This window comes from Micromonospora sp. U56 (genome assembly GCF_018070095.1).
In the GTDB taxonomy this organism is placed as follows: domain Bacteria; phylum Actinomycetota; class Actinomycetes; order Mycobacteriales; family Micromonosporaceae; genus Micromonospora; species Micromonospora purpureochromogenes.
Genome location: NZ_JAGPYL010000053.1, coordinates 18,518 through 44,421, shown reverse-complemented (window position 1 = coordinate 44,421; position 25,904 = coordinate 18,518). Strand labels below are relative to the sequence as shown.

General features: G+C 70.8%; 27 protein-coding genes and 1 pseudogene. 15 read left to right on the top strand and 13 right to left on the bottom strand.

Annotated features, from left to right (window positions below; genetic code table 11):
- The 7 genes from KBX37_RS18730 to KBX37_RS18700 all read left to right on the top strand — a co-directional run.
- On the top strand, positions 1-560 hold a 560-nt coding region (locus KBX37_RS18730), incomplete at its 5' end, for a diacylglycerol kinase family protein (protein ID WP_374103792.1).
- Entirely contained in the window at positions 553-1,542 is a 990-nt protein-coding gene (locus KBX37_RS18725; RefSeq protein ID WP_210777235.1) for a YihY/virulence factor BrkB family protein, read from the top strand. The genes KBX37_RS18730 and KBX37_RS18725, both read left to right, overlap by 8 nt.
- 79 nt (positions 1,543-1,621) lie before the next feature.
- Complete coding sequence (locus tag KBX37_RS18720; protein WP_210777234.1) at positions 1,622-3,112, top strand: phosphatase PAP2 family protein; 1,491 nt, start codon at positions 1,622-1,624, stop codon at positions 3,110-3,112.
- Between the two features lie 11 nt (positions 3,113-3,123).
- Positions 3,124-3,933, top strand: coding sequence for an endonuclease/exonuclease/phosphatase family protein (locus tag KBX37_RS18715; RefSeq protein WP_210777233.1), 810 nt, complete (start codon positions 3,124-3,126; stop codon positions 3,931-3,933).
- A gap of 234 nt (positions 3,934-4,167) precedes the next feature.
- Positions 4,168-4,947, top strand: a complete 780-nt coding sequence (locus KBX37_RS18710) for a hypothetical protein (protein ID WP_210777232.1) — start codon at positions 4,168-4,170, stop codon at positions 4,945-4,947.
- 74 nt (positions 4,948-5,021) lie between these two features.
- A complete protein-coding gene (locus KBX37_RS18705) occupies positions 5,022-5,543 on the top strand; it encodes a SigE family RNA polymerase sigma factor (protein ID WP_154942969.1) in 522 nt (173 codons plus the stop codon).
- Positions 5,540-6,778 carry a hypothetical protein gene (locus KBX37_RS18700; protein WP_210777231.1) on the top strand — a complete coding sequence of 413 codons (1,239 nt, stop codon included), beginning with the start codon at positions 5,540-5,542 and terminating at the stop codon, positions 6,776-6,778. The genes KBX37_RS18705 and KBX37_RS18700 overlap by 4 nt, the downstream gene beginning before the upstream one ends.
- Positions 6,779-6,865: 87 nt before the next feature.
- Here the strand turns inward: KBX37_RS18700 and KBX37_RS36015 are convergent, their stop codons facing one another.
- The 3 genes and pseudogenes from KBX37_RS36015 to KBX37_RS18690 form a co-directional block, all read right to left on the bottom strand.
- Positions 6,866-7,108 carry an alpha/beta fold hydrolase gene (locus KBX37_RS36015; protein ID WP_374103790.1) on the bottom strand — a complete coding sequence of 81 codons (243 nt, stop codon included), beginning with the start codon at positions 7,106-7,108 and terminating at the stop codon, positions 6,866-6,868.
- 76 nt (positions 7,109-7,184) lie between these two features.
- A pseudogene (locus KBX37_RS36010) lies at positions 7,185-7,583 on the bottom strand (alpha/beta fold hydrolase); the annotation flags it as partial.
- Positions 7,584-7,768: 185 nt separating this feature from the next.
- A complete protein-coding gene (locus KBX37_RS18690; protein ID WP_210777230.1) occupies positions 7,769-8,731 on the bottom strand; it encodes a TIGR03557 family F420-dependent LLM class oxidoreductase in 963 nt (320 codons plus the stop codon).
- Between the two features lie 447 nt (positions 8,732-9,178).
- On the opposite strand from KBX37_RS18690, the gene KBX37_RS18685 reads away from it, so the two are divergent.
- On the top strand, positions 9,179-10,516 hold the full coding sequence (locus tag KBX37_RS18685) for a cellulase family glycosylhydrolase (protein WP_210777229.1): 1,338 nt from the start codon (positions 9,179-9,181) through the stop codon (positions 10,514-10,516).
- Between the two features lie 108 nt (positions 10,517-10,624).
- Here the strand turns inward: KBX37_RS18685 and KBX37_RS18680 are convergent, their stop codons facing one another.
- Together KBX37_RS18680 and lepB are read right to left on the bottom strand one after the other, a co-directional pair.
- A complete protein-coding gene (locus KBX37_RS18680; RefSeq protein ID WP_210777228.1) occupies positions 10,625-11,104 on the bottom strand; it encodes an NUDIX domain-containing protein in 480 nt (159 codons plus the stop codon).
- Between the two features lie 136 nt (positions 11,105-11,240).
- Positions 11,241-11,762, bottom strand: coding sequence for a signal peptidase I (gene lepB, locus KBX37_RS18675; protein ID WP_210777227.1), 522 nt, complete (start codon positions 11,760-11,762; stop codon positions 11,241-11,243).
- Positions 11,763-12,476: 714 nt separating this feature from the next.
- Between lepB and KBX37_RS34590 the strand changes: the two genes are divergently transcribed.
- The gene (locus KBX37_RS34590) at positions 12,477-13,094 is read left to right on the top strand and encodes a hypothetical protein (protein WP_247658400.1); all 618 of its coding nucleotides are present in this window, start codon (positions 12,477-12,479) and stop codon (positions 13,092-13,094) included.
- 12 nt (positions 13,095-13,106) lie between these two features.
- Here KBX37_RS34590 and KBX37_RS18665 read toward each other — a convergent pair whose 3' ends face one another.
- Positions 13,107-13,880: a DinB family protein gene (locus KBX37_RS18665; protein WP_210777225.1), complete on the bottom strand. Its 774-nt coding sequence runs from the start codon at positions 13,878-13,880 to the stop codon at positions 13,107-13,109.
- 373 nt (positions 13,881-14,253) lie between these two features.
- Positions 14,254-15,219, bottom strand: coding sequence for a HEAT repeat domain-containing protein (locus KBX37_RS18660; protein ID WP_210777224.1), 966 nt, complete (start codon positions 15,217-15,219; stop codon positions 14,254-14,256).
- Positions 15,220-15,463: 244 nt separating this feature from the next.
- On the opposite strand from KBX37_RS18660, the gene KBX37_RS18655 reads away from it, so the two are divergent.
- Positions 15,464-15,895 (top strand): nuclear transport factor 2 family protein, encoded by a 432-nt coding sequence (locus KBX37_RS18655; protein ID WP_307849118.1) that lies wholly within the window; start codon positions 15,464-15,466, stop codon positions 15,893-15,895.
- A gap of 509 nt (positions 15,896-16,404) precedes the next feature.
- On the opposite strand, the gene KBX37_RS18650 is transcribed toward KBX37_RS18655, so the two are convergent.
- Together KBX37_RS18650 and coaD are read right to left on the bottom strand one after the other, a co-directional pair.
- A complete protein-coding gene (locus tag KBX37_RS18650; RefSeq protein ID WP_210777222.1) occupies positions 16,405-16,989 on the bottom strand; it encodes a hypothetical protein in 585 nt (194 codons plus the stop codon).
- A 173-nt stretch (positions 16,990-17,162) separates the two neighbouring features.
- On the bottom strand, positions 17,163-17,618 hold the full coding sequence (coaD, locus tag KBX37_RS18645) for a pantetheine-phosphate adenylyltransferase (RefSeq protein ID WP_307849117.1): 456 nt from the start codon (positions 17,616-17,618) through the stop codon (positions 17,163-17,165).
- A gap of 361 nt (positions 17,619-17,979) precedes the next feature.
- Here coaD and KBX37_RS18640 point away from each other — a divergent pair, with 361 nt between their 5' ends.
- The 4 genes from KBX37_RS18640 (at position 17,980) to KBX37_RS18625 (ending at position 21,354) form a co-directional block, all read left to right on the top strand.
- Positions 17,980-18,528 (top strand): DUF4265 domain-containing protein, encoded by a 549-nt coding sequence (locus tag KBX37_RS18640; RefSeq protein WP_210777220.1) that lies wholly within the window; start codon positions 17,980-17,982, stop codon positions 18,526-18,528.
- Positions 18,529-19,293: 765 nt separating this feature from the next.
- Positions 19,294-19,950, top strand: a complete 657-nt coding sequence (locus KBX37_RS18635) for a DUF1062 domain-containing protein (RefSeq protein ID WP_210777219.1) — start codon at positions 19,294-19,296, stop codon at positions 19,948-19,950.
- Positions 19,951-20,184: 234 nt separating this feature from the next.
- Positions 20,185-20,907, top strand: a complete 723-nt coding sequence (locus KBX37_RS18630; RefSeq protein ID WP_210777218.1) for a hypothetical protein — start codon at positions 20,185-20,187, stop codon at positions 20,905-20,907.
- A 12-nt stretch (positions 20,908-20,919) separates the two neighbouring features.
- Positions 20,920-21,354, top strand: coding sequence for a hypothetical protein (locus KBX37_RS18625; RefSeq protein WP_210777217.1), 435 nt, complete (start codon positions 20,920-20,922; stop codon positions 21,352-21,354).
- Here KBX37_RS18625 and KBX37_RS18620 read toward each other — a convergent pair.
- Both KBX37_RS18620 and KBX37_RS18615 read right to left on the bottom strand, forming a co-directional pair.
- Entirely contained in the window at positions 21,319-22,533 is a 1,215-nt protein-coding gene (locus tag KBX37_RS18620; RefSeq protein ID WP_210777216.1) for an RNA polymerase sigma factor, read from the bottom strand. The two genes, KBX37_RS18625 and KBX37_RS18620, sit on opposite strands and share 36 nt — an antisense overlap.
- Positions 22,533-22,949, bottom strand: a complete 417-nt coding sequence (locus tag KBX37_RS18615) for a YciI family protein (protein ID WP_210777215.1) — start codon at positions 22,947-22,949, stop codon at positions 22,533-22,535. The genes KBX37_RS18620 and KBX37_RS18615 overlap by 1 nt, the downstream gene beginning before the upstream one ends.
- A gap of 588 nt (positions 22,950-23,537) precedes the next feature.
- On the opposite strand from KBX37_RS18615, the gene KBX37_RS18610 reads away from it, so the two are divergent.
- Positions 23,538-23,930 (top strand): GNAT family N-acetyltransferase, encoded by a 393-nt coding sequence (locus KBX37_RS18610; protein ID WP_210777214.1) that lies wholly within the window; start codon positions 23,538-23,540, stop codon positions 23,928-23,930.
- Between the two features lie 113 nt (positions 23,931-24,043).
- On the opposite strand, the gene KBX37_RS36005 is transcribed toward KBX37_RS18610, so the two are convergent.
- Both KBX37_RS36005 and KBX37_RS18600 read right to left on the bottom strand, forming a co-directional pair.
- Positions 24,044-24,556, bottom strand: coding sequence for a DivIVA domain-containing protein (locus KBX37_RS36005; protein ID WP_374103788.1), 513 nt, complete (start codon positions 24,554-24,556; stop codon positions 24,044-24,046).
- A gap of 58 nt (positions 24,557-24,614) precedes the next feature.
- The gene (locus KBX37_RS18600; protein ID WP_210777237.1) at positions 24,615-25,901 is read right to left on the bottom strand and encodes an RNA polymerase sigma factor; all 1,287 of its coding nucleotides are present in this window, start codon (positions 25,899-25,901) and stop codon (positions 24,615-24,617) included.
- Between the last annotated feature and the right edge of the window lie 3 nt (positions 25,902-25,904).

Here is a 25,904-nt window from a genome sequence, read left to right as displayed (position 1 = left end):
GGATGGGCTTCGACGCCCAGATGCTCCGGGACACCTCCGAGACGACCAAGGCGCGCATCGGCTGGCCCGCGTACGTGATGGGTGCCGCGAAGCACCTGCGGGACCGGCCGATGCGCGTCTCGATCCGCATCGACGACCGGCCGCCGCTGCGCCGCCGGGCCCGCTCCGTGCTGGTCGCCAACGTCGGCCGGCTCCAGGGCGGGGTGCGCCTGCTCACCGACGCCGAGCCCGACGACGGCTGGCTCGACGTGGCCGTGCTCACCCCCCGTACGCTCGGCCACTGGCTGGCCATGGGCTGGGCCCTGGTGCGCCGGCGCGGCAGCGTGCCCCGGATGGAGGTCTTCCGGGCCCGCCGGGTGCAGATCACCAGCAACCGGGCCCAGCCCCGGGAGCTCGACGGCGACCTGATCGAGCCCGGCCGCTCGCTGGCCGCCGAGATCAAGCCGCAGTCGCTCTGGCTCTGCGTGCCGCGCCCCGAGCGCCACCCCGACCTGACGATGGACGCCGAGGCGGCGGCGGAGCGGGGCGAGCGGCTGATCGAGGAGGCGCGCCGTGAGTAGCACCAAGCTCGTCCCCGAAACCCGGCTGATGGCGGAGGACGACCTCTCCGCCGACGACGCCTGGCGCACCCTGCGCCGGCAGGGCGGCTGGTGCCTGCTGCGCGACGCCTTCATCCGGTTCCGCTACGGCGACGGCTTCAGCCACTCCCGGGCGTTCGCCCTCCAGCTCTGCCTCGCCGTGGTGCCGTTCATGATCGCGTTGACCGGTCTGATCAGCGAACTCGGCGTGGAGGAGGGCGGCCAGGTGGTCGCCGACACCGTGCTGGCCCTCACCCCCGGGCAGAGCGAGTCGGTGGTCCGCGAGCTGCTCGGCGACGGCGAGCGCACCGAGCGGGCCGGCGAGCTGGCCCTGACCCTCGGTCTGTTCACCGGGCTGGTGGCGCTGACCACCACGATGGCCCAGATCGAACGCGGCGCCAACCGGATCTACGGCGTGGAGCGGGACCGCCCGGCCCTGGCCAAGTACGTCCGGGCCGCCGTCCTCGCGGTGACCGCCGGCGGGCCGGCGCTGGCCGGCTTCCTGATCCTGGTCGGCGGCGGGGCGATCGGCGACTCCGTGCAGCGGCACTACGAGTGGGGCGCGTTCGCCCACGGCTTCTGGGACGTGATCCGCTGGCCGCTGAGCCTCGGGCTGACCGTGCTCGCCGTGGCGGTGCTCTTCCGGCACTCGCCCCGCCGCAACCAGCCCGGCCTGTCCTGGCTCTTCTTCGGCGCCGGCATCGCCACCGCGCTCTGGTGGCTGGCCAGCCTGCTGCTCGCCGGGTACGTCACGTTCAGCGACGGGTTCGGTCAGACCTACGGCGCGCTGACCGGCATGATGGCCCTGCTGCTCTGGGCCAACCTCACCGGCATGGCGCTCTTCGGCGGGCTGGCCTTCGCCGCCCAGCTGGAGGCGATGCGGATCGGGGTGCAGGAGCCGGCCCAGCCGGACCTCTGGGAGCCCGAGGCCGAGCGTGAGGAGCTGCACGACACCTCGCTGTAGACCCCCGTTCCGACACCCCCGGTGTACGCGGAGCCCCGATCGGGTACAGCGCTCCGCCAGGAGCGAGAGGGAGGCTGCCGTGAGCGCGGTCATCGACGTGTTACGACGACCCCTGGGTCATTTCACCGAGCGGACGCTCGCCGGCCTGGCACTCGTGCTCGGGACCGGCGTCGGGTTCGGGCTGCTGCTGGTGCTGGTTCGGGTCCGCTGGACCCCGCTCTACGACGTCGACCACGGCGTGGCGGCCTGGCTCAACGATCTGGTCGCGCCGCACGGGCCGCTGGTGACCGTGCTCAACGCCCTCACCGACCTCGGCGGCCGGGCGGTGATCATCTGGCTGGTCTCGGTCGCCGTGCTCGGGCTGCTGATCCGCCGACAGGGCCGGCTCGCGGTGTTCCTGATCGTGACCGGGCTCGGCGCGCTGATCCTCGACCCGGCGCTCAAGACCCTGGTCGACCGGTTGCGCCCCGAGGTGGAGGTGCCGATCGGCAGCTACGCCGGGGACAGCTTCCCCAGCGGCCACGCGTTGGGCTCCTTCGTCGCGTACGGGGCGCTGCTGCTGGTGTTCCTGCCGGCCCTGTCGCCCCGCTGGCGCAAGCCGGCGATCGCCCTGGTCGCCCTGCTCGTCTTCCTCATCGGGCTGACCCGGATCGCGCTCGGCGTGCACTTCGTCTCCGACGTGCTCGGGGCCTGGCTGCTCGGTGCCGCCTGGCTCGGCGTCACCGCCTACGCCTTCCGGCTGTGGCGGCTGGAGCGCGGCCGCCGGGTGCCGGCGCTGACCGAGGGGCTGGAGCCGGAGGCCGCGCACGAGGTCGCCCCCGCACCCGACGAGGCGCATCTGCTGCCGCACCCCCGGGCCGCCGCCTTCGAGCTGCTGGTCGGCTGGGTGCTGGTGCTCGGCGCGCTCTACGGCTTCGGGATGTTCGTCAGCTACCACGCCGGCGGGACCTTCTTCGCCACCCTGGACACGGAGGTGCCGAGGTGGTTCGCCGAGCACCGCACCCCAGGCCGGGACGCGGTCAGCCACTGGTGGAGCAAGGCCGGCGACACCCACGCCATCCTGCTCATCTCGCTGGTCTTCTGCCCGCTCGTGCTGGCGGTGTGGCGGCGCTGGCGGCCGGTGCTCTTCGTGGCGCTGACCATGTTCGGCGAGTTGAGCCTCTTCCTCGCCTCCGCCGCGGCGGTGGACCGGCCGCGCCCGCCGGTGGAGAACCTCGACGGCCCCATGCCGACCTCCTCCTTCCCCTCCGGCCACATCGCGGCGACGATCTGCGTCTGGGTGGCGATCACGCTGATCGTCCTGCCGCGTACCGACCGCTGGTGGCGCTGGCTGTTCGTGGCCCTGGCCGTGATCATGCCGGTCGGGGTGGCCGTCTCCCGGATGTACCGGGGCATGCACCACCCGACGGACTTCATGGGCGCGATCCTGCTCAGCGCGCTCTGGATCGGGCTGCTCTACTGGGTGGTCCGCCCCAACGCCGACGTCTACGAGGGCAACCGGCCGGCGATCGAGTCGGAGCAGGTCGGCGAGCTCGACGACGAGCTGGCCAAGGCCGCCCGGCCGCAGTGACGACGCCGGCCATGCTGCGCGTGATGACCTGGAACATCAGGACCGGCGGTCGGGACCGCACCGGGCCCGACCGGCGGGACCTCGTGGTCGGGGTGGTCACCGCGCAGCGGCCGGACGTGCTGGCCCTGCAGGAGCTGCGGGGCTTCGACCGGGGTGGGCTGCTCGACGACGTGGCGGGCCGGCTGGGGATGCGTCCGCACCTGGCCCCCTCCTGCTTCGGGCAGCCGGTGGCCGTGCTGGTCCGCCCGCCGCTGCGGGTGCTGGCCGCCGGCCGGGTACGCCGGCCGTTCCACCACGCCGCCGCCTGGGTACGGGTGGACACCGGGCAGGGGCCGTTGACGATGTTCAGCACCCACCTCAACCCGTACTCGGGGGGCCGGCGACGGATGGAGGCGGACTGGCTGGCGGCCGCCGTGCGACGTACCGGCGGTCGGCTGGCGCTGCTCGCCGGCGACCTGAACACGCTGGAGCCCACGGCGGAGCACGCCGACCGGCTGGCGGGCCTGCCGCTGCACTACCGCCGCCGGCACCTGCGCCGCGACGGCCGCACCGTGGACACCCGGGCCGTTACCCGGCTGCTCGACGCCGGCCTGGTCGACCTCTGGCCGGCCCGCGCCGCCGGCGCGCCCGAGGCGGACGGCCACACCGTGCCGACCCGGCACGGCGGGGCGGAGTTCGCCGGCATGCGACTGGACTACCTGCTCGGCACCGCGCCGGTCGCCGCGCTGACCCGCGAGGTGCGGGTGGTCCGTGGCGGGGAGGCCGACCGGGCCTCCGACCACTACCCGGTCGTCGCCGAGCTGGACCTGCGCCCGGCCTGACCCGCTGGCCGCCGGGCGTGCGCGGCGGTTGATCGGCATCGGTTGCGGCGGGTCGCGGCATCCTCGCCGCTGGTCACCGCGACACGCCGCAGGTCGTGTCGATCGACGTCGTCCGGGCCGCCACCCGGCAGGCGCCGGCCGCCGGGGCTGCGCCGCTGAACCCCCGGATGCAACCCTTCACACCGTCACGGCCATCACCTGGGTGACAGCGCTGACGACGCGGGGGAGCGACCGATGCACGGCAGGACCGACCTCGACCTGGTACGGCCGCTCTTCCGGACGGACTGGCTGCCCGACGGGATGACCCACCGGACGTGCGCCAGCCACCGGGGGGAGCGGTCCCTGATCGCCTGGGAGGGCCCGGCGACCGGCCCGATGGCCGGCAGTCGGGTGCTGTCGGTGCGGGTGGGGTCCGCCGTGGACGCGTCCGCCAGCCACCGCGGTTGGCGGCGCGGCCCGGACGTGTCCGTGCAGGGCCGCGCGGCCCAGCTGTACGCCGACCCGGATCAGGGGCACACCTCGCTGACCTGGCAGCACCGGCCCGGCGCGGCGGTGACCGTCCTGGGCACCAATCTGCCCGTCCCGGCGGCGACGCTGCGGCGGATCGCCGACGGGCGGGTGTGGACGGAGGAGCCCGTCCGGGTGCCCTTCCTCGCTGTGGCCCCGGCCGACGGCGCGCGCTGGGAGGCGACGGTGGTCGACTGGCGCGACGGCCGGTGGCACCGGGCGCGGTGCGGGTACCGGGTCATCGGCGCGGCGGGGCCGCACGAGGACCTGACCGTCGGCGTGGTGCGGGCCGGCACGACGGCCGCCGGACGAGCGGTGGACGCGGCGCCGGGCGGCCTCGGGGCGTACCGGGTGGGTGGGCTGGGCGAGGAGTGCGCCGGCGAGGTCGTGGCACTCACCATCCGGGGGCTCGCCGCGCTCGGTGGGCCGGAGGGCGCCCTCGCCCTCGCCGCCGCCGTGCGGCTGGTCGACCGCCCCGGCGACGAGTCCGCCTGGCGGCTTCCGTGAGCCGTGCAACCGTTGCGGGCCCCGTGCCCATCCGTACGGTGAGGACGCCGGTGTCCGGGAACGGGGAGTGGTCGATGCACGCCACGCAACGGCAGGAGTACGTCGAGTTCGTCGAGGCGGCGACACCGAGGCTGCGCCGGACGGCGTACCTGCTGACCGGTGACACGCACCGGGCCGACGACGTGGTGCAGCAGACCCTGACCCGCCTCTACGTGAAGTGGGGCCGGGCGCGGGGCGCCGACGACGTCGGCGCGTACGTGCACCGGATGCTGGTCAACGCGTTCCGGCAGGAGCGCCGCTCCCGGTGGTTCGGCGTGCAGCTCTTCGAGCGGGCACCCGAGCCCGAGTCCCGTGGTGGCTCGTCCGGCCCGGACGAGTCCGTCGTGGACGCGGTGGCGGTGCGGGCAGCGCTGGCGGCGGTGCCGCCCGGCCAGCGGGTGGTGCTGGTGCTGCGCTTCTACGCCGACCTGAGCGTGGAGCAGACCGCCGAGGTGCTCGGCTGTTCGACCGGGAACGTGAAGAGCCAGACGGCGCGGGGGCTGGCCGCGCTGCGCAGGCGGCTGCCGCTGGGCGACGGGACGGAGGTGAACCGGTGAACCGGGACGACGAGGCGGTGGTCCGGTCGCTGCTGACCCGGGCGGCGGACGACCTGCCGGCCGGTGGGGTGCCGACGCATTCGCTGCTGGTCGCGGGGGAGCGGGTGGTGCGACGCCGACGGCGGCTCGCCGTGGCCGCCGTCGCGGCGGTGGCCGCCGTCGTGCTGCTCGGGTCGGGCGCCGTGCTGGGCGGGCCGGGCGCGCCCGGCGCTCCCGGCGACGGAGGCGCCCCGACGCCCGATCGGCGCGTTGCGACCGCCACCCCGAGCCGTCCCACCGCGACCCCGGACCGCTCCACCGCCGCCCCGGTCGGCGCCGTCACCACCCAGGGCGAGGCGCCGACGGTGGCGCCCGCGCAGTTCGACCCGACCCGGCGGTCGTTCCGGCTCGGCTGGGTGCCGCCGGGCGCCATCCACCAGGTGAGCCGCACCGGCGCCGCGATCCAGTCCGCGGAGGCGAACGTGCCCGACCCGCTGGTGCAGGGCGGCCCGGTGGAGCCGGGACCGATGATGGGCATCGCCGGATCGGTCACGGTCCGGACGGGTGCGCGGGGAGTCGACATCTTCTCGCCGCAGCGCGGCTCCGGGCGCACCGGTCAGGTGCCCTCGCCGGAGGCTCCCGGTACGCCGGTCGCGCCGGTGGACGGCCATCCGGCCTACCTGCACATGGACCCGGAGCAGGCGCTGCTGTCGTGGCAGTACGCCCCGGACGGCTGGGTCTCCGTCACGGTCCGGAGCCTAAAGCGGCCGGAGGAGGTCGCGCGTCAGGTCGTGGCCGGGCTGACCTGGCAGGACGAGCGCGTCACCGTGCCGTTCCGGCCGGTCGACGTCCCGCCCCGTGCGACGCTCATCGGCGTCGAGCTGCGCACCTGGGAGGGCAGGTGGCTGAACGCCACCGCGAACTACCTCGTGTCCGGCCCGACCGGGGACGAGGGGAACCGTGGGGACCTCACGATCGGCGCGAGCAACGGCATGTACGACGGGGACGGCAGCGACCTGGGCGGCTCCGAGACCCGGGTGGACGGCCGGGTCGCCGCCGCGGTGGACGGGCCGAAGGGCCTGGGCGCCTACCGGGTCGCGCAGGTGCCCGGCTGCCGCGACTGCGTCGTCGAGGTCGGCTCCGAGTCCCCGGCCGCCCTCACGGCGTTGGGTGGCCGCTCCGGGGCCCTGCGCCTGGCCGCCGCCGTCCGCCTGGTCGCCGACTCCACCGATCCGAGGACCTGGCGCCCGCTCTGACCTGAAGGGCGGCGGCGGGCCGGGCTCAGAGGATCACGTTGAGCAGCACCGTCAGCACGACCGAGGCGAGGATCGAGAACAGGATCATCAGCAGGCAGCCGAGGCCGCCGCCGAGGGGTCGGATCTCCGTGTTTCCGATGCGCATGGGTCCACCTTGTCAGCGTCGGGGGCGAGCAGGGCACGGATCGCGTCGGCCACCTGCCGGGGTGCGGTGGTGACCACGTTGTGCGCGGCGCCGGGCACGGTCGCCGCCCGGGCGTGGGGGACCAGCCGGGTCACCTGGGCGCGCCAGGCCGGCGGCACCACGGTGTCCCGGGCGCCGGTCAGCACCAGGGTCGGCGCGGCGACCCGGACCAGGTCCTCCTCCACCCGGTTGTGGACGGAGTGCGACACGGTGGCGGCGACCCGCCAGGGGCGGGCGTCCCACACGTCGCGGAGCAGGACGGGTGCCTGCAGCGGCGCTTCCGCCACGGTGTCCAGCAGCCAGCAGCCAGCGGCCGACCTGGCCCCGGCGGGACCGGGCGGCCGGGTCGCTGGTCGGGCCGGCCAGCACCAGCGCGCGGACCGCCCGGGGGCGGTGGGCCGCCAGCGCGGCGACGACCTCCGCGCCGAACGAGTGCCCCAGCAGGCAGACCGGCGGCAGCCGGTACGCGGCCAGCCAGCCCGCCAGGAACGCGGCGTGCCGGCCGACGTCGTACGCCCGCCCGGGGCGCTCGGTCAGCCCGAAGCCGGGCAGGTCCGGCACGTACACCGGATGGGTGGCCGAGAGCGCGACGGCCAGGGGGGTGAGGTAGCGGTGGGACACCGCGAGCCCGTGCACCAGCACCACCGGCGGCGCGTCGCTGCCCGGGTTCCGGGAGCGACGGGTGTGCGTCCGCAGCCCGTCCACCAGCCGCCACTCGCTGGTGAGGCCGGCGGCCGGGCGGGGTGCGGCCAGGGCGAGCCGCAGCTCGGACGTCCCGAAGCGTCCGGGTGCGGTCGGCCCGAGCCTCACAGTTCGCGCAGCCGGGGGAGCAGTTCCTCCTGCGCCCAGTCCAGGAACATCGGCTGGGCCTCGCCGCCCACCTGCACGATCGCCACGTGGGTGAAGCCCGCGTCGACGAACTGCTTGAACGCCTCTACGTGCCGGTCGACGTCGGGGCCGCAGGGGATGCCCTCGGCGACGTCCTCCTCGCGGACGTACTGGGTGGCGGCGGCGAACGACTCCGGTCCGGGCAGGTCGGCGTTGACCTTCCAGCCCATGCCGAACCAGCGGAACTGGTCGTGCACGAGCTTGCGGCACTCGGCCTCGTCCGGGCCGTAGCAGATGGCCACCTGGCCGTAGCGGGGCTGGCCGGCGCCGCCCGCGTCGTCGTAGAGCTGGATGATCCGGCGGTCGGGTTCGGTGGCGACGATGCCGTCGGCGTACTCGGCGGCGAGCGCGGCGGACGACGGCCCGGAGGCCGCGACGGCCATTCCGACGGGCTGGTCCGGCCGGTCCCACAGGTACGCCTCGGGGACGTCGAAGTGGTTGCCGGAGAAGGTCAGCGTCTCGCCGTTGAGCAGCGGCCGGATGATCTGCAACGCCTCCTCGAACATCTCGTGCCGCTGCTGCACGTGCGGCCAGCCGCCGACCACGTGTTCGTTGAGGTTCTCGCCGGCGCCGAGGCCGAGGGTGAAGCGGCCGTCGGAGAGCGCGCCGACGGTGCTGGCCTTCTGCGCCACGACGGCCGGGTGGTAGCGCAGGATCGGGCAGGTCACGAAGGACATCAGCTCGGCGCGGCTGGTGGCGTGCGCGACCGCGCCGAGCACCGACCAGGCGTACGGGGAGTGGCCCTGGGAGTCCAGCCACGGGTAGTAGTGGTCGGAGATCACCAGCTGGTCGAAGCCGGCCGCCTCCGCCCGTACCGCGTAGTCGACCAGTTGCTTCGGGCCGGCCTGTTCGCACATCAGGGTGTAGCCGACGGTGACCATCCTGGTTTCTCCTTCCGCCCCACGATCGTCACGGGGATACCCCGCCCGGTGCCGGTCAACCCCACCCGTCCCGTTCCGGCGCGGCCGTCACCCGTGGCGGTGATCCCCCGACGTCGGTGCGGCGGCTCCCCGGCGGCCACCCTTGACGGGAGCGCGAGGCGGGGCCTAGGGTCCGGGCTTAACCGGTTCAGAGCCGGTGGCGTCCCATCCTTGTGGTGGGGATGACCGCCCCTGTGGCGGCTCGCGGTCGGCGTGGGCCGCCACAGGCCGTCCCGCCGGACCGGGCCGCTCACTTAACCGGTTGCCTTCCCGATCGCATCGTCCTACGCTGATCCCTGCGCACGACCAGGGAGTCGAGCGGCGGCTGCCGGGCTACAGCCGCCACGACCGTCACCAACCACCGCAACCCCGCCAGGGCAACGGGGTCGACACTTCCTGAGGAAAGCCATGAGAAAGCGACTCTCCGTCGCCGGCGCCGCCCTGCTCACCGTCCTCGCCGCCGTCTTCGCGTTCGTCCAGCCGGCCCACGCCGCCGCCGGGTTCTCGGTCGCCAACGGCCGGCTCTACGACGCCAACGGCACCCAGTTCGTCATGCGCGGCGTCAACCACGCCCACACCTGGTACCCGCAGCAGACCAGCTCCTTCGCCAACGTGAAGGCGCTCGGCGCGAACACCGTCCGGGTGGTGCTGGCCACCGGCGACCGCTGGGCCAAGAACAGCGCCGCGGACGTCAGCAACGTCATCTCGCTCTGCAAGGCCAACCGGCTGATCTGCGTGCTGGAGGTGCACGACACCACCGGCTACGGCGAGCAGAGCGGCGCGATCACCCTCGACCGGGCGGTCGACTACTGGCTGAGCATCGCGAGCGCGCTCAACGGCCAGGCGAAGTACGTCATCGTCAACATCGGCAACGAGCCGTACGGCAACCAGGGCTACGCGACCTGGGCCACCGACAGCGCCAACGCGATCAAGCGGCTGCGCGCCGGGGGCCTCACGCACACCGTCATGGTGGACGCCCCGAACTGGGGCCAGGACTGGTCCTTCACCATGCGCGACAACGCCGCCACGGTGTTCAACGCCGACCCGGCGAAGAACACGGTCTTCTCGATCCACATGTACGGCGTCTTCGACACCGCCGCCGAGATCACCGACTACCTCGGTCGGTTCCGCAGCGCCGGGCTGCCCATCGTGGTCGGGGAGTTCGGCTTCAACCACTCCGACGGCAACCCGGACGAGGACACCATCCTCTCCTACAGCCAGGCCAACCGGATCGGCTGGCTCGGCTGGTCGTGGAGCGGCAACGGCGGCGGCGTCGAGTACCTCGACATGGCGACCAACTTCGACCCGGCCCAGCTGACCAGCTGGGGCCAGCGGATCTTCAACGGCGCCAACGGCATCAAGGCCACCGCCAGGGAGGCCTCGGTCTACTCCGGCACCGCGCCGACGCCGACCACCCCCACCCCGCCCACGCCGCCGCCCCCGCCCGGCGGCTGCACGGCCAGCTACACCATCGTCAACGAGTGGCAGGGCGGCTTCCAGGGTGAGGTCAGGGTGACCGCCGGTTCGGCCGCCATCACCGGCTGGACGACGAGGTGGACCTTCACCGGGGGCCAGACGGTCAGCCAGTCCTGGAACGCCGCGCTGAGCAGCTCCGGTGCGGCGTACACCGCCGGCAACGTCGACTACAACGGCCGGCTCGGCGCCGGCGCCAGCACCAGCTTCGGCTTCATCGCCAGCTGGAACGGCAGCAACTCCGCGCCCGCGGTGACCTGCACCGCGAGCTGAGCCCCGGCGTACCAGAGGTGGCCGGGTCCGCACGGACCCGGCCACCTTCCCTGTCGGGTACGCGATGAGCTTCGTCGTTTGCCTCAGTGGAGCTGCGAGGGTGCCCTGTCATGCCGATGAGCAGCGATGGGTCTCCGGACCGCTCGGCGATGCGGCTGTCCGTGCTTCGTCGCGACGAGGCAGCCGGTCAGGCTCAGGCAGAGAACCAAGCAATGCCGCCAAGTCGCCGAACAACAGGGGAAGGCCGCCCAGCTCGCTGATCCCGACCCATGCGATGTCGTCATGCTCGTCGGGTGCACGGTTGGTGGGAGAGCCAACCCAGTCTCCAATTTGCCAGACGCCCACGTGAACGGCGTCCTCACCACTGCCGGCATGCCAGTCGCCCAACCGTGAAGCGGACTCCGCCACAATGTGAACACCGAGCTCCTCGCGCATCTCACGCGCGAGGGCTTGTAGTTCCGACTCACCCGCTTCGACATGCCCCCCGGGCAGATCCCAGAGATCTGGGTATGCCCGGCGGGTCGGGCTGCGGTGTACTAGCAGGACCGCGCCGTTTTCAACGAGTGCGCCTGTGACGACGACATGCATGACGGGATTAGAGCACAGGGATAGGACAAGCTCGCTTCAGCCAAAGGGGCCGCGCAGACGTCCGGATCTGCCGCCGTCCGCGCGCTTAGCGTCGGCCACCTCGGTACGTCCGTGGCAAGTGTCAGGTGCGCCCTGGTCAGTCGACCATTACGGCGAAGACCGACGACACCGGCACCGGCCCGGCACACCGGGAGTCGTTCGACCGGGCGCGGCTATCGCCCATGACGAAGACGGAGTCGGCCGGCACGGTAACCGCGGCGAACCGGCGCGGCCCGCAGTAGTTCGGGTTCGGCGGCTCGTCGAGCGACGCGTTCTCAGCCACATACGGCTCGGCCAGCGGCTTACCGTCGACCGTCACCTTGCCCGAGGTATCGCAGCAGGCGATGGTTTCGCCGCCGACCGCGACGACGCGTTTGAGCAACGGCGCCTTACGGTCACCCCAGAGACCGCCGGGGGAACGGATCAGGACGACATCGCCGCGCCGTGCCTCATACATGCCGGTTACTGTCCGTGCGGTGACAACCTGGCCGGCCCTGACCGTCGGCTCCATACTGACGCCGCCCTGGGTGAACTGTTCGGTGGCTCCCGTCTCGGTCGCGTCACCGTCGCCGCAGCCGGCAACAGCCATCACGAGAAGGAGCACCATCAGTCTGCGCATCCGACGGATCCTGCCAGAAGCGGCGGTGCCGTGCGGTCCGCCGGGCGCGGCGCTACCCGGCACTGCTGCCCCAAGGTCACATGCACTGTCATGCCGCTCCGGGTGGGCTGGCGTTCATCGCCGTTGGTGACGCACGGTGATGTATGGCTGCCTTTCCTGCTTCCGCTTCCAGTGTCGTACCGACCGATCAGCTCGTTTTGCGTGCCGCGGTGTCCGCCTTCCTGGGCCGCTACCGTGGGCAGACTCGCGTCCATACCGACTCCGACCTGCGGGTCTTCCTACGCTGGTGTAACGACCAGGTTCTCGACCCGCTGGCTGCCGCGCGGGTGGACATCGAGCGGTACGTGCGCTGGCTGCAGGACGTGCGTCGGTACCAGGCCTCGACGGTCTCGCGGCGCCTGTCGTTGGTGGTCGGGTTCTGTCGGGTCTGCGTCATCGACGCCATCCTGGAACACTCGCCGGCCGACTACGTCCGCCGGCCCACGGTGCCGGCCGAGTCGCCGACCCTCGGGCTGGGGCACCTGCAGTTCGAGGCGCTGATTACTACCGCCCGGCTGTCGAGCAACCCGAACGACTTCGCCCTGGTCGCGCTCTTGGGCCTGCTCGGGCTGCGGATCTTCGAAGCCTGCGGGTCGCTCGCGCCTCTGCCGAGAACAGTGCATCGCGAGCAGGCTGGCGACAGGGATTCAGATCCAAAGCGGCTACGCTGCGCTCGTGGAGGCAGCCGACATCGAGCCGGGGGCCGTGTTCCGATTCCCGCACGACGACAGACCGAACCGGGTGCTTTTTCGCGACAGCGATGTCGTCATGTACGACGCCTGGTGGCCACACCTCAAGGCATGGGGACTGGCAGACCTCGCAGCGATCAAGCGCCAGCGCATCAGCTACTACGTCACCGCTGTGTCCACGGTGATAGAGAAGGCGACACATCTGCGAACGGCGCCCTTGACAGCCGACGAGCTGACGGTGCACCGGCCTGACCTGCCGTTCGCCGCGGTCCAGGACGTGGCAATGACGTGGTCCTCGGGCGATGCCGGTCGGGTCACCGACGCTACGGCAGAGCTGAGTGCGTCCGGGGTTTACTTGTTGCCGTTCGGACCCGGCGGAGGTACCAAGGCGGGGGTTCGAGTTGCCGCAGACAACGGCAGTGCCTTCGCCGTCGGGGAGCTGTTCCGCAAGGCCCAGGCCGTCCAGGCTCGGCACCTCGGTGATGTGCTGCCAGGCGCGGGAGTCGGGATCTATCGGTCCGGGCTACAGCGAGGACTCCCCGCCTACTACCTGTGGGGAGCGGTGAGTCGACTTCATGACCACCTCGCAGCACATGGGCGATAACGACGCACGCTTCTAATGGTCGGGCGAGGCAGCGCTGCCGTGTCGCGCGACGAGGGCAGTGGGCCTTGAGTCCTGCGCGTCGAGGTCACGCAGTGCGAAGCGGAGGTGCTCCCACTCTTCGTCGAAGATCACGTGAAGGCAGTGCAGGACCGACTCGTTGTGTTCGGGTGACCATGCGCTCGGCCGAGGCTCGGCAAGCAAGTCCGGCGTGACGGTCGCGAGGAAGTCCCGGACCATGGCCTGCCGCTCGGCACGCACCTGAAGTACCACAGCGAAAGTCGGCTTCTCCGTGGCAAAGATCGACATGTCGAAGCCATCCGTCTCGTACTCAGCGTGCGGCTGGCCGACCGGGTGGAAGGGCTGTGGCAGGCGCAGGATCGCCTTGCCGAGCCATGCGTCGGTGGCGAACGCAAGGTGGCGCAGCGTCCGCGCGAACGACCACTCGCCGTCGATCGAGACGTCGACGGCGCCCTCGGGCATGGATAGGACCCGGTCGACTACGGCTGCCCAGGCCCGTTCGAGCGCCGCCCACGCAGTGCGCAGGCCGCCCGGGTCCTTGGCCTGCTTCAGTTCGCGCCCAGGGAACCGCCGGTTGAGCTCAGCCTCGACGAGCGGCACGACGTCGACACCATTGACCAGGAGTGCGCCGTCGGCCAGCCACGGCGCGTCGATATCCAGCCCGCGCACGTCGACGCCGCGCATCACCGCGCCAGCCAGCGTCGACCTGTTGAACCGCGCACCCCGCAGGTCCTTGTCGACAAAGGTTGTGACGTTGTCTTGGGCCATGGCGCCCTCCCACCCCTTCGGTGATCGCGGCGATGCTAGCGCTCGGGTCCGACAACCTAACCACGACCCGGCCAGTCCGAAGGCAGCGCGCATCAACCGGCGCACGGCGAGTGAACGGGGATCAGCCGATGGCGTCGGAGGCGACGGAATCGAGCTTGATGCCGCCGTCAGCGGCAGCGACGGCAGCGTCACCAGCCTGAACATGGTTCCTTCCGGCGAAGGCCAAAGATCGGAGGCAACATCGCCAAGACCAAGCATCCACTTTCTATGCCGCGAGTCGCGCGTCCGGTTACGTCCAGGCAACATCCGACTCTGCCGAGATGAGGACGCCGTGAACTGTCGTGCAGGGTGGCCCGGACCGCTGCCGTTGGCTTCAGACCCCTGACCCGGCCAGCCGCGTGGTCAGCCACGCCTGCGCTGTCGGCGCCTCACCTAGGAAAGCGACCAGCCACGCGACCAACCCACGCTCGGCGATGCGGTCGGGCCACGGTACATCCTTCATCCATTCCGCCAGCTCAGGCCCCACGACCTCGACGAACAGGTCAAGCATCCGGTCCGGCACTGGCTCTGCCGTTGCACACAGCCAGCTCAGCGCCGCGGCGAACCGCACATCGGGCGCGTGGCCCTCGCCGGCCCACAACTCACGGGTCAACCTCACCACGTCGGGATCACCGTGTAGCGCCGCCAGCTGCGCGATCGCCAACACCAGACTGATCCGTACGGTTGGGTACGTCTCCGTGGCGAGCCGAGCCTGCAGCGCCGCCTGCACCTTGGGCGGCGGCGAAAGCGCCCCAGCGAGCGCGTACGCCGTGTTCGCCCGCACCAGCACATCCGGGTCGTCTAGCAACCAGATCAGCAGCGACGCATCGGTCGTCACCGCCTCCCGTGCTGCCTGCTGTGTCCACACAACCGGACGCCCGTCCCCGTCGATCATCAGCTCGTCCGGGTCGTCGGACACCTGGAACAGATCCGTACGCAGGTCAGTCCCGAAGTGGTTGCGATGCCCGGCTTCGGCCGCCAACCTCAGCAGCCGATGGCGATTATGCACAGCAGGTTCGGCGGCGATACGGAGCAGGAACGGTACAGCCAACGCTAACGTGGTGTCGCTGTTGCCCTGATGACGGGCCCTACTCCATAGCTTCTTCAGGCCCGACTCGGCCCGACCGGCATCCGGATCGGACAGCGCCTGCAGCATCGCAGGCACGTCGTCAGCCGGCCCGTAGGCGTGGCTGAATCGACCCCAGGGCATGTCATCCAACGTCAGCTCGCCGGCGGCACGTAGCCGGGCCACGACCCAACGGACGTCTTGCTCGCCACCAGGTTCGCAGATTTCGAGCATCCCACAACGATGCCACACCCGTACCAGACCAAGGTCAAGTGCGCTCTTCTGCCGCTGACCGCGCGCCCGCTCGTGCCGCTGGCAGCGCGTCCGAGACGACCGGATCTGCCGATGTCAGTGCACTTGACCATGCGGGCGAGACTGCTTTCAGGGCAGCTACATCGAGGCGGAGATCGGTAAGGTGCGTTCTATGGACTCCCGACCTGGTCGAGACGGTGATGACGGCCCCCGTAGCCCACGTGAAGTGTTTCTCCGGCTGGTAAACGGCGTCTGCGAAGGTCCGTACGAGGACTTAGCCGGCCTGTATGCCGAACAGACCCACGTCACGCATCCGTTCCACCCGCTCAACCCGCCGCCGCTGCGCAGCCGTAGCGAACTGCATGAGCACTTCACCGCCCCGCCCCCGGTCGCCCGAACGCTGAACCGGAAGCCGATCGACATCACCATCCACGAAACCGCGGATCCGGAGGTAATTGTCGCCGAGTTCGCCTACCAAGGGCAGGTCGGCGAGACAGGAGAGGAATTCACCGTCCCCTGCGTCTTCGTCATGCGTATCCGCGATGGGCTCATCGTCGAGTCCCGCGATTACATCGATCCGATCGCCAGCGCGCGGGCTTGGGGTCAGCTCGACAGCCTCCTGACCACACTGCGCCCGCCGGCGGACGCCGACCGTTAAGCGCTTCACCAATTCAGACTCGAACTCATTGCTGGTAGTCGCCGGGAATGTCTGCTGGGTCGCGGCGGGATCAGACGACGGCGGAGACCTTGAGCGAGATCAATGCTGTGATTGAACTGCGGCCGTCGCCGACGCGACGTCCTCTCATCATGCCGCCGGCAGCGCGCGGAGAGCGTGCTACGGAGCGTTACGCCGCGGACGCTGTTGATCGCCCGGTTCTAGCCGATGTCAGCGCATTCGATCATTGCTGGGCGGAGGGCTTCCCAACGTGCCGATGAGCGTGCATGTGATCATGCCAGCTCGGAGTTGCTGCCAACACCGCCCCCATGTACACCGGCATTCGTCGCCGCCCGAGACGCGTCTGGCGTGGAGGGTGAGCGCCGCTCCCGGCCGGGGCCGGTTGCCCAGCTCGCTCGGTGCCCCGCCGCTGGCGCCGACGCTCGCCGCGTCGGTTGACGCCGCTACGGTGGTCGCCCGGGCCAGCGTACGAGCTGCGCCCCGTCGCGCAATCAACGGACGGCGAAGAGCCTGGCCTGGACGCGGCCCTCATCTGACTCGACGGGCCCTCCAGACGCCAGGAGATCAAGGGTGATCTTTTCGTCCACATGGAGATAGTCGTCGTAGTGGACCGAGTACCTGTTCCCGGGACTGCTCCCGCCAGCCGGATCGGCGTAGACGAGGATGATGTACTTGGACAGTCCGTGCATCGGTTTTCGGCCGTGAAGGTGATCAACACACCTTCGAAACTCCTCCAGGTTCCTGAGGCCCGGACCGCCTTTGAATCCCGACCAGTCGCCTGTATAGGGATCAAACCTCCGCGGGTGCAAGTAGAACTTGAATTCGACGAAAGCCTTCTCCTCTGCGCTGTGCAACACCAGGTCGATTCGGTCGCACTCCACGAACTGATTGACGTCCGGGTAGGCGTCTGAGAGCTGCCGACAGAAGAAGTAGCGAAAGACCGACTCGTTCCAGCGGCTGAGGGGCATCCGTCTGAGCTCTTCGGGCATGAAGGCCATGGTGCTGGAGAACGTCGACCGAACTATGTCATCCATGGTGCACCCGTCTTCGCAAGCGCTCGGCGGCGGCTGTTGCATGCGGTCACGGTAGCGGGACCACCAAATCACCGCCGATTGACCTCGGTAGGCTGCGACTAGGGCGTGCCCGCCGAGGTCGGCGCAGCGCGCTCATCTGCCGCTGACCGCGCGGTCGTGCCGAGAAGAGTGCATCACACCGAGAGGCGTTGCCACCGTTCCGGTACCGCTGGGGGTCACTCTTCAGCGTTCAGCGACGGGCGGGCCGACTGTGCCGAGCGGTATGCGCGTGCGACCGTGGACGAAGTGGCGGCCAGCTGCGGACGCGACGGCAACCAGACGGTCTGAATGCCGAGTTGCTCGTTCATCGCAGCGAGCTGGTACTCGTGGCGAAGGTCCGCGGCCGTACGTAGGCCGCGGACGATGACGGTGGCGCCGCGGTTCAGGCAGTAGGCGGTGGTCAGGCCGGTCCAGGTGTCCACCTCGACATTGCCCCAGGCTGCCGGCATGGCGTCGCGCACGCGTACGGCCCTGGCCGTGGCCTCGGCGGTTGGTCGCTTGTCGGCGTTCACTGCCAGCAACACGATGATCCGGTCGAACATCACCCGGGCACGGGCCACCAGGTCGCGGTGCCCCAGGGTGAACGGATCGAACGTACCGGGATAGACCGCCAACGAACCGTGTACCGGCACCACTCCACGATCCGACGCAGCCGTCACCGCGACTCCAACCACATGTCCACGATCATCCCAGCCGTACATGTGCCGACCCGACATTGGGCCTTGTCGTCACCGCCGACCACCGCCGACGTCCTGATCTGCCGCATACAACGAGCGGACGCGCGCTCTCGAGGAGCGTAGTGGGCCGCCTGCGCGCTGCAGATTCACCGGGCCGAGGCTGGCTACGGATAGCCCTTTCGAGCAGCGTCGGCTGCCTGACCTAGGTGATCGGCTCATCGTCTTCGACGCAATGCGGTCGATCCTACCCGGCACCCTGTAGCGCCCGCTCATAGCCGCGAACCGCGCGTTCGTTCTCGCCGCTCGGTGCGCAGTCATGCCGATGACCGTGCCTTCGACCTTCGTCGGTGGCGCGGGCGTCGGCTCATGGACAATGCCGCTTGTGCAGGAGGATGTTGTCGATCAGTGTCATCCGCATGTCCGGCTGCTCGCCGGCACGGCCTCATCCGGCCAGCCTTGCTACGAGCTGATCCCGGCAGCGATGGTGGAGCAAGGGGTCTACGAGGTCCTTGCCAGCCCTGGGCTGACCCACGGATGCGCAGCTGGCGACCGCATCCGCGTCAGGCACGATGGCAGTTTCGAAGTGCTGCGGCGTGGCGGCAACCTGTGCCTCGTGCTGTATCCACCCACGCCGCCGTCTGGCGACAGCATCGCTGCGCTCACCACCGCGTTCACGCATCTCGACGGGCTAGTCGAGATGCCTGCGGACGGACGGTTCATCGTGGTCACCGTGCCGGTCGCTGCAGGTTTCGCCGCAGTCGAGGACGCCGTGAACAGCTGGACCGCCGAACAGGACTGTCCCTGGGAGTACGGAAACGTCTACGACGAGGACGGCCACCCACTCGGCTGGTGGACCACCGCCTGACCCGACGTGTCGTCGGCGGATGCCCTCATCTGCCGCCTGGAGGGTGCTGGCACCGATTAGTGGCCGTGACGCCCCGTGAGGTATGACTACTACCTCTTCTGCTTCCGGTCCCGGTGTCGTCTCTCCCGATCGTGTCGTTCTGCCTACGGCAAGGTCCGCCTACCTCGGTCGCTACCGGGGTTCCTCGCGGCTGGACACCGAGTCCGATCTTCGGATTTTCCTGAGCTGGTGTACCAATCAGGACCTGGATGCGCTGTTGGCCGGACGTGCGGACATCGAGCGGTACGTGCGCTGGCTGCAGGAGGTGCGCCGCTACCAACCCTCGACTGTCTCCCGCCGCCTGTCGGTGGTCGGCTTCTACCGTGTCTGATCATCGACGGCCTCCTGCCGCACTCGCCAGCCGACTACGTCCGGCGACCGGTGGTGCCACCCGAATCACCTACCCTCGGGCTGGGTCATCTGCAGTTCGAGGCCCTGATCACCGCCGCACGGCTGTCGGACAACCCGAAGGACTTCGCGCCGACTTCGCCCCTCAGTGTTCGGCACCAGGACAAAAATGCGTGGCCTTGCCAGCCCGTCCCGCCATACCTTCTAACTGGATCTTCTTCTCCGACCCACTCACAAGAGGACTTCACCCCGCGTGACGCCGCCTGCTCTTTAGACCTGACACCTTCCCCGTGCATCGGTCGCCGACGTCGCCGTCGGCTCTTTTCCCATGCCTTCCGTCAGGTCTTAAGAGAGATCATGTCTACGCGTCCTCATATCGTGCTGTCCCAGACCGTTCGGCGCACGCTCCTTCCCCTGCTCACGTTCCGCTGCGTCCACCGCCATTACGGCCTCGCCCGCACCGGCGACGGGAAGTTCCGCGCCAATGCCAACGGCAAACTCCTCGACATCTGGCTCCTGGTCCCCTGCGTCTCCTGCGACCGCACCAGCAAAATCACCGTTCACGATCGCGTCCCGGCCCGGTACCTGGATCCGATCCTGCTGGAGGGCTACTCCGGCAACTCCTCTTCCCTGCTCGCCCGCGTCCTTCTCGACCCGTTGATCGCCCGGCGCAACCGGTTCGACTCAATCTGGGAACTGCTGGCCCCGTCCCATCCCGAAAGCCCTTGGCCCGTCCAGGTTTCGGTCCTCTTCGACGACCCCGTGCCCCTTCGCCCCGACCGGCTCATCACCCAGGGGGCTGGGCATCAGCCGCGGGGAGATCGCTCGCCGCGTCAAGATCGGCATTGCGCTGAACCGCAGAACTCACAGGGACTTCTCGTTTGTCCTGCAATCAGCCGCCGCCGTGGGCCTGAGCCGGAGCGAGAGGCAAGGTGGCCTTGCCCCGGACTGCATCACGCGGCGGTCCGCGCGCGGTCGCTCATGACCGGGCGCGAACGAAGGTCAGGGCCGGCCCGATACCGGCCACGAAGGTGAACGCCCGGGTGCATACATCCGGACGTGCCGATGAGCGGATGTTCGCGGCCGGGGTAGCAGCGATGTCCCATGGTGGCGCTTGGAATCGCCCCCGCGGGCCAACTCGCCCGGCGTGCTCGTGCTGCACCTCAGGCCGATTGCCGTCCGGTGCAGTCACCTGGAAGCATCCGGCGCATGACGGGGGTAACGGCTGGGCATCATCCCGCAACTTGGCGGAGGTGGGGATCGTGGTGGGTGGTCCTGCGCGTCGCCGTGATCACGTCATGGACGGTGTGGGCCGTGATGGCGTGGTGGTCGGCGCCGCGACCAGCCGAGGCCGAGCAGGCCCGCGCAGACATCGCCGCAGGTGACGTAGCGGCATACCAATGGGCGGACTCGTGGGAGCGGCCCGCCGCATCCTCCTGGGGTTCGGTGCCGACGTTGCGCTCCTCAGGGCAGGACGGCCCGCTGTTCGTCTGGCGGAAGCCGGATGGGCGGACGTATTACGTCGTCCTGGCTGACGCCGCCTCGACCGAGGATCTCTACTTCGGCGGCACGCCGGAGCCACCCGGCCCGCAGACCGAGTCGCTCGCCGGGGCGGTGCGCGCGTCCGTGCTCGACTCCGGACGGCCGCTTGCTGGCGAGGTGCAGCCGGATTCTCGATTTCTGGCGCCGGTCCTGGGCCTGCTCTGTCTGGCCATCCTCATCGGCGGGCCGGCGCCGGCCATCGGGACCCGGTGGTACTGGTTCTGGATCAGTGCCGGGGTTCCGTTCGGACTGGGAGTGCTGGCCTGGTTGCTGGTGGAACGCCCCTGGTCACGGCGAGTCATATCTCCGTCAGAGCCGGGTGTGGACAGGCGGTACCGCGGCCTGACCGGGTTTCTCATCAGTGTTGCGGCCGCTATCGCCGTCAGCCTTCTCAGTGTTCTTCTCGATGCGGCCTTCGACACCTGGGTAATCCCTGAATCGCTTGGCTGAAGCCATGCCGCGGTGCTGACAACCCGGTCAGCCCACGCTGCTGGGATCGAGGTCGCCGCGGACTTCGGCCTAGTGGTGGATGTACAAGCTTCTGCCGGTAATCGGACCCGTTCAGCTCGTGGTCAGCGCCACGATGTGAAGATCAGTCTCGTTCGGTGTAGCACGAGAAGGGCGTGGGTCGTCGACGACGACCTATGGGATCTGATCGAGGTCTACGCGCCGACCGTGGGCGAGTTTCTCACCGGGTTCGCCGCGCTCCCGCCGTCCGCGTTCGGGGATTCGGCCGACGTGGCCGACGCGATCGTCGCGGTCGCCGGCATGGCGGAGCCGCCGCTGCGCCTGGCCGTCGGGGCCGACGCGATCGACGGCATCCGGGCCGCGCTCGAATCCCGGCAGGCCGAGCTGGAGAAGTCAGCCCAGCGCGGCCGCCTTGCGCAGCAGCACTGAGCGTTCGCGCTGGTTGGCGGAGAGCCGGGCCGCCAGCTCCAGCTCGGCGCGCGCCTCCGGTCGCCGGCCGAGGCGGGCCAGCAGCTCCCCGCGTACGGTCGGAACCAGATGCGAACCGGGGAGCCGGTCCAAGGCGATCAGCTCGTCCACGATGGCCAGGGCTCGCGCCGGACCCGAGGCCATGGCCACGGCGACGGCCCGGTTGAGCTCGACCACCGGCGAGGGCGCGACCCGGCCGAGCGCCTCGTAGAGCACCACGATCCGGTCCCAGTCGGTCGCCTCGACCGAGGGCGCCGACGCGTGGGCGGCGGCGATCGCGGCCTGCAGGCCGTACGGGCCGAGGCCGCGAGTCGAGGCCTTGGCCAGCGCGGCCAGCCCACGGCGGATCGCCGAGACGTCCCACCGCCGCCGGTCCTGGTCCGCCAGCAGGATCGGTGCCCCGTCCGGGCCGGTCCGGGCCGGGAAGCGCGCGGCCGTCAGCTCGCACAACGCGAGCAGGCCGTGCACCTCGGGCTCGTCCGGCAGCAGCGCGGCCAGCGTGCGGGCCAGCCGGATCGCCTCGTACGCGAGGTCCGGACGCAGCAGCCGGTCGCCCGACGTGGCCGTCGACCCCTCGGTGAAGATCACGTAAAGGACGCTGAGCACGCCGCCCAGCCGTGCCCGGCGCTCGCCGGCCGCCGGCAGTTCGAACGGCACCTCGGCCGCCGCGATCGTCTTCTTGCCCCGGGTGATGCGGGCCTGCACGGTCGGCACGGGTACGAGGAACGCGCGGGCGATCTCCTCGCTGGACAGGCCGCCGACCACGCGCAGGGTCAGCGCCACCCGGGCCTCGCGGGAGAGCACCGGGTGGCAGCTGACGAACATCAGCGCCAGGACGTCGTCGTCGATCCTGTCGGGGTCGATTTCGTCGTCGACCGCCGGGCCGGCCGCCAGCAGGGCGTATCGGTCGTGCAGGGCCGTCCGGCGGCGGATCGCGTCGATCGCCCGCCGCCGGGCCGTGGCCATCAGCCAGCCGGCCGGATTGGCCGGAGCGGCACGCGGCCACGACACCAGCGCCTCAGCCACCGCCTTCTGGGCCGCGTCCTCGGCCAGCCCGAAATCGCCGGTGAACCGGGTCAGCGCGGCGACGATCCGCGCCGACTCGATCCGCCAGACGGCCTCGACGTCGGCCGTACCCATCAGATCTGGCCGCTGCTCTCGCGCAGGGCCCCTTCCTTGACGAACTTCCCGTTGTCCTGCGGGACCTCGTCCTCCCCGGGCACCCGCCGGATCTCGATCTTGGACCCGGGGACCGACGGGACCCGCTTGGCCCACTCGACCGCCTCCTGCTTCGAGGCGACATCGAGCAGGAAGAAGCCCCCGAACAATTCCTTGGTCTCTCCGTACGGCCCGTCCGTGACCACCGGGGCCTCGTCGCTGAAGTGCACCACGACGCCCTGGCCCGGATCGTCCAGCCCTTCGGCCGCGACGTAAACGCCGGCCTTGGCCGTCTCCTCGATGAACAGGCGGGTCGCGGCCATCATCTCGTCGACGTTGGCCATCATGGCCGCGTTCGTCTCATCGGTGCCTCGCATGATCAGCATGTACTGCGGCATCGCGTTCTCCTCATCCGGCGGGGCCGCCTCTCGGCCCTCGCACCCCCACGTCGAACGAGCGGCCCGCGGATCGACACGGCCTCGGAGAAATCTCTCGCCGCGACGCAGCCGATCCGTCCGACCCGCGTTTCGCCCGTCAGACCGGCCCCTGAGCGATGGCTGACGCGGACGCCAGGCTGATCAGAAAGCTTATCGTCGCAGCTTTGGAGGGCGGCGACGCTCACCCGGATCTGGGGAAAGCATTCGGAGCGCGCTCAATGATTTCTTTCCGCTACCTGGCTGAAGAGAGGGCGACGGGAATCTTCAGAGGCGTTTCGCCCGCGGCGCACTCTCTTGCCGCACCGCGCGCGCTCATGCCGATGGGCGGGCACGTCTTTCTGTCGCCCACTGAGAGAGGCAACATGGCACTCATGTCCCTGCCCACCCCCACGCTGCACACCGCTCGCCTGCGACTGCGTCCCTTCAACGACGCGGACGCGAACGCCCTCTTCGCGCTGCACAGCAGCGCCTATGTGCTGCGCTACTGGGACGCGCCACCCTGGACCGAACGTGTGCGCGCCGAGCGGGTTCATAGCGGCTTGCCGGCAGATGGCAGAGGAAGGCACCGGGACGCGGCTGGCCGTGGACCGTGTTTCCGACGGGGCGTTCATCGGCTGGTGCAGTCTGACCCGGTGGAACCCGGACTACCGCAGCGCGTCGCTGGGCTACTGCCTCGACGATGCAGCATGGGGCCACGGCTACGCGACGGAGGCCGCGCGCGCCTTGCTGCAGTGGGCACTCGACACGCTGGACCTGAATCGAGTCCAGGCCGAGACCGATACGCGCAACGCGGCATCTGCCCGCGTCCTCGAGAAGCTCGGATTCGTGCGTGAAGGGACGTTGCGGGAAGACTGCGTCGTGAACGGTGAGGTCTCGGACTCGTGGGTGTACGGGCTGATCAGGCGGGAGTGGCGGCGGGCTGCGCCGCTGATCCGGTCTTGACGACTTCAGAAACCCTCGGAGTGCATTCTCTACGGCATTCACCATCCGGCTGCGCCGGTCGGTCTTCGGCGGCCAGCCTGACAAGCGAAAGCCGCCCGGCGGTGCCGCTTCCGTCAGGCATGCGGGCTCGGATCTTCGTCTGGCGACGGCGCCCGGGTGGGCGGTACCGGAGACAGATCCGGGCGGGTGCCGGTGATTCCTGCCGCCTGTCCGTGCGCCCGGCTCAGGATCGCCTCCGCCTCCCGTCGGGCGGCGGTCACGATCCCCTCGGCTTCGAGCCGCGCCTCGGCGCGGTGGTCGTTGGCCTGCTCCTCGGCGAGTTCGAGGATCTGTTCGACCCGGGTGCCCAGGCCGCTGAGGGTTGGCCGCTGCCGATTCCGCCGTCGTCGTTCGGCCACCGCGGATCCGGTGGCCGTCCCGTCGCCTGCCACCTCGCGGTCCTCGTCGCGGTCGGCCGGGCCGTCCCCGACGAGATCGGATTCCGTCGTACCGACCAGGGAGAGTGCGACGCCGAGCGCGGCGACCGCGACGCCGGACCAGACGGCGGCCGGCCCGAGGGATGGACCGACCGTGGCGCCGACGCCGAGCCCGAAGAGGACGGCGGCTGTCTTGGCCGGCTTGCGCACAGGTCCTCCTCGGTTGGTGCGGGTGTGGGGGCTTCCGGTGCGAGCATGACGAACGAAGTCAACCCCGGGTCGATTCCCGACGGAAGGGCTCGTACCCGCCCACTGACAGCCGAGCGGCCCGCATCCTCAGGTAGTGCTGCTCGGGCAGGCTGGTCGTGCCGCCGGCCGCCGCCCGGTAGTGCGCGACGGCCCGGTCCCGGTCCCCGGCCATCTCGTACAGGTGGGCCCGGGCCGCGTCGAGCCGGTGGTGTCCGGCCAGCCGGGGGTCGGTGGCGAGGGTGGCGAGCGCGGCGAGGCCGGCCTCCGGACCCGCCACCATGGCCGTGGCCACCGCCCGGTTGAGCGCCACCACCGGATTGCCGGAGAGCCGTTCGAGCACCTGGTAGAGGGCCAGGATCTGCGGCCAGTCGGTGGCCTCGGCGGTCGGCGCCTCGTCGTGCAGCGCGGCGATGGCGGCCTGGAGCTGGTACGGCCCGACCGGCCCCCGGGTCATCGCCCGGGTGACCAGCGCGGTGCCCTCGTCGATCGCGGTCGCGTCCCAGCGGGACCGGTCCTGGTCGGCCAGCGAGATCAGCTCGCCGGACGGGCCGGTGCGGGCGGCGGCCCGGGCGTCGGTGAGCAGCATCAGCGCGAGCAGCCCGGCGACCTCGCTGTCGTCGGGCAGCAGCGCGTGCATGGCCCGGGTCAGCCGGACCGCCTCCTCCGACAGGTCCACCCGGCGCAGGTCGGGGCCGAGGGTGGCGGTGTGCCCCTCGGTGAAGATCAGGTAGAGCACGTGCAGCACGGCCGCCAGCCGCTCCTGCCGTTCCCGCCGGTCGGGCAGCCGGAACGGCACCCCGGAGTCTCGGATGCGCTGCTTGGCGCGGCTGATCCGCTGCGCCATGGTGGCCTCGGGCACCAGGAACGCCCGGGCGATCTCGGCGGTGCTGAGCCCGCCGACGGCACGCAGGGTCAGCGCGATCGCCGACGCGGTGGACAGCGTGGGGTGGCAGCAGAGAAAAAGCAGCACCAGGGTGTCGTCCCGGTCGGTGGCCAGCGACTCGTCCGCTGCGGGGGCGGCCCCGCGGCGGTCGGGCTCCCGCCGGGCGGCCCGGTCCTCCCGCTCGCGCCGGGCCGTCTCGGCCCGGACCAGCTCGATCATCCGGCGGTACGCGACCTGCACCAGCCAGCCGCGCGGGTTGTCCGGCAGGCCCTCGGCCGGCCACTGGGTGGCCGCGTCGAGCAGCGCCTCCTGGACGGCGTCCTCGGCGGTGGCGAAGTCACCGAAGCGGCGGGCGAGCACGCCGAGGACCTGCGGCGCCAGTTCGCGCAGCAGGTCCTCGACGGTGCGGTCCGGGGTGTCCAGTCG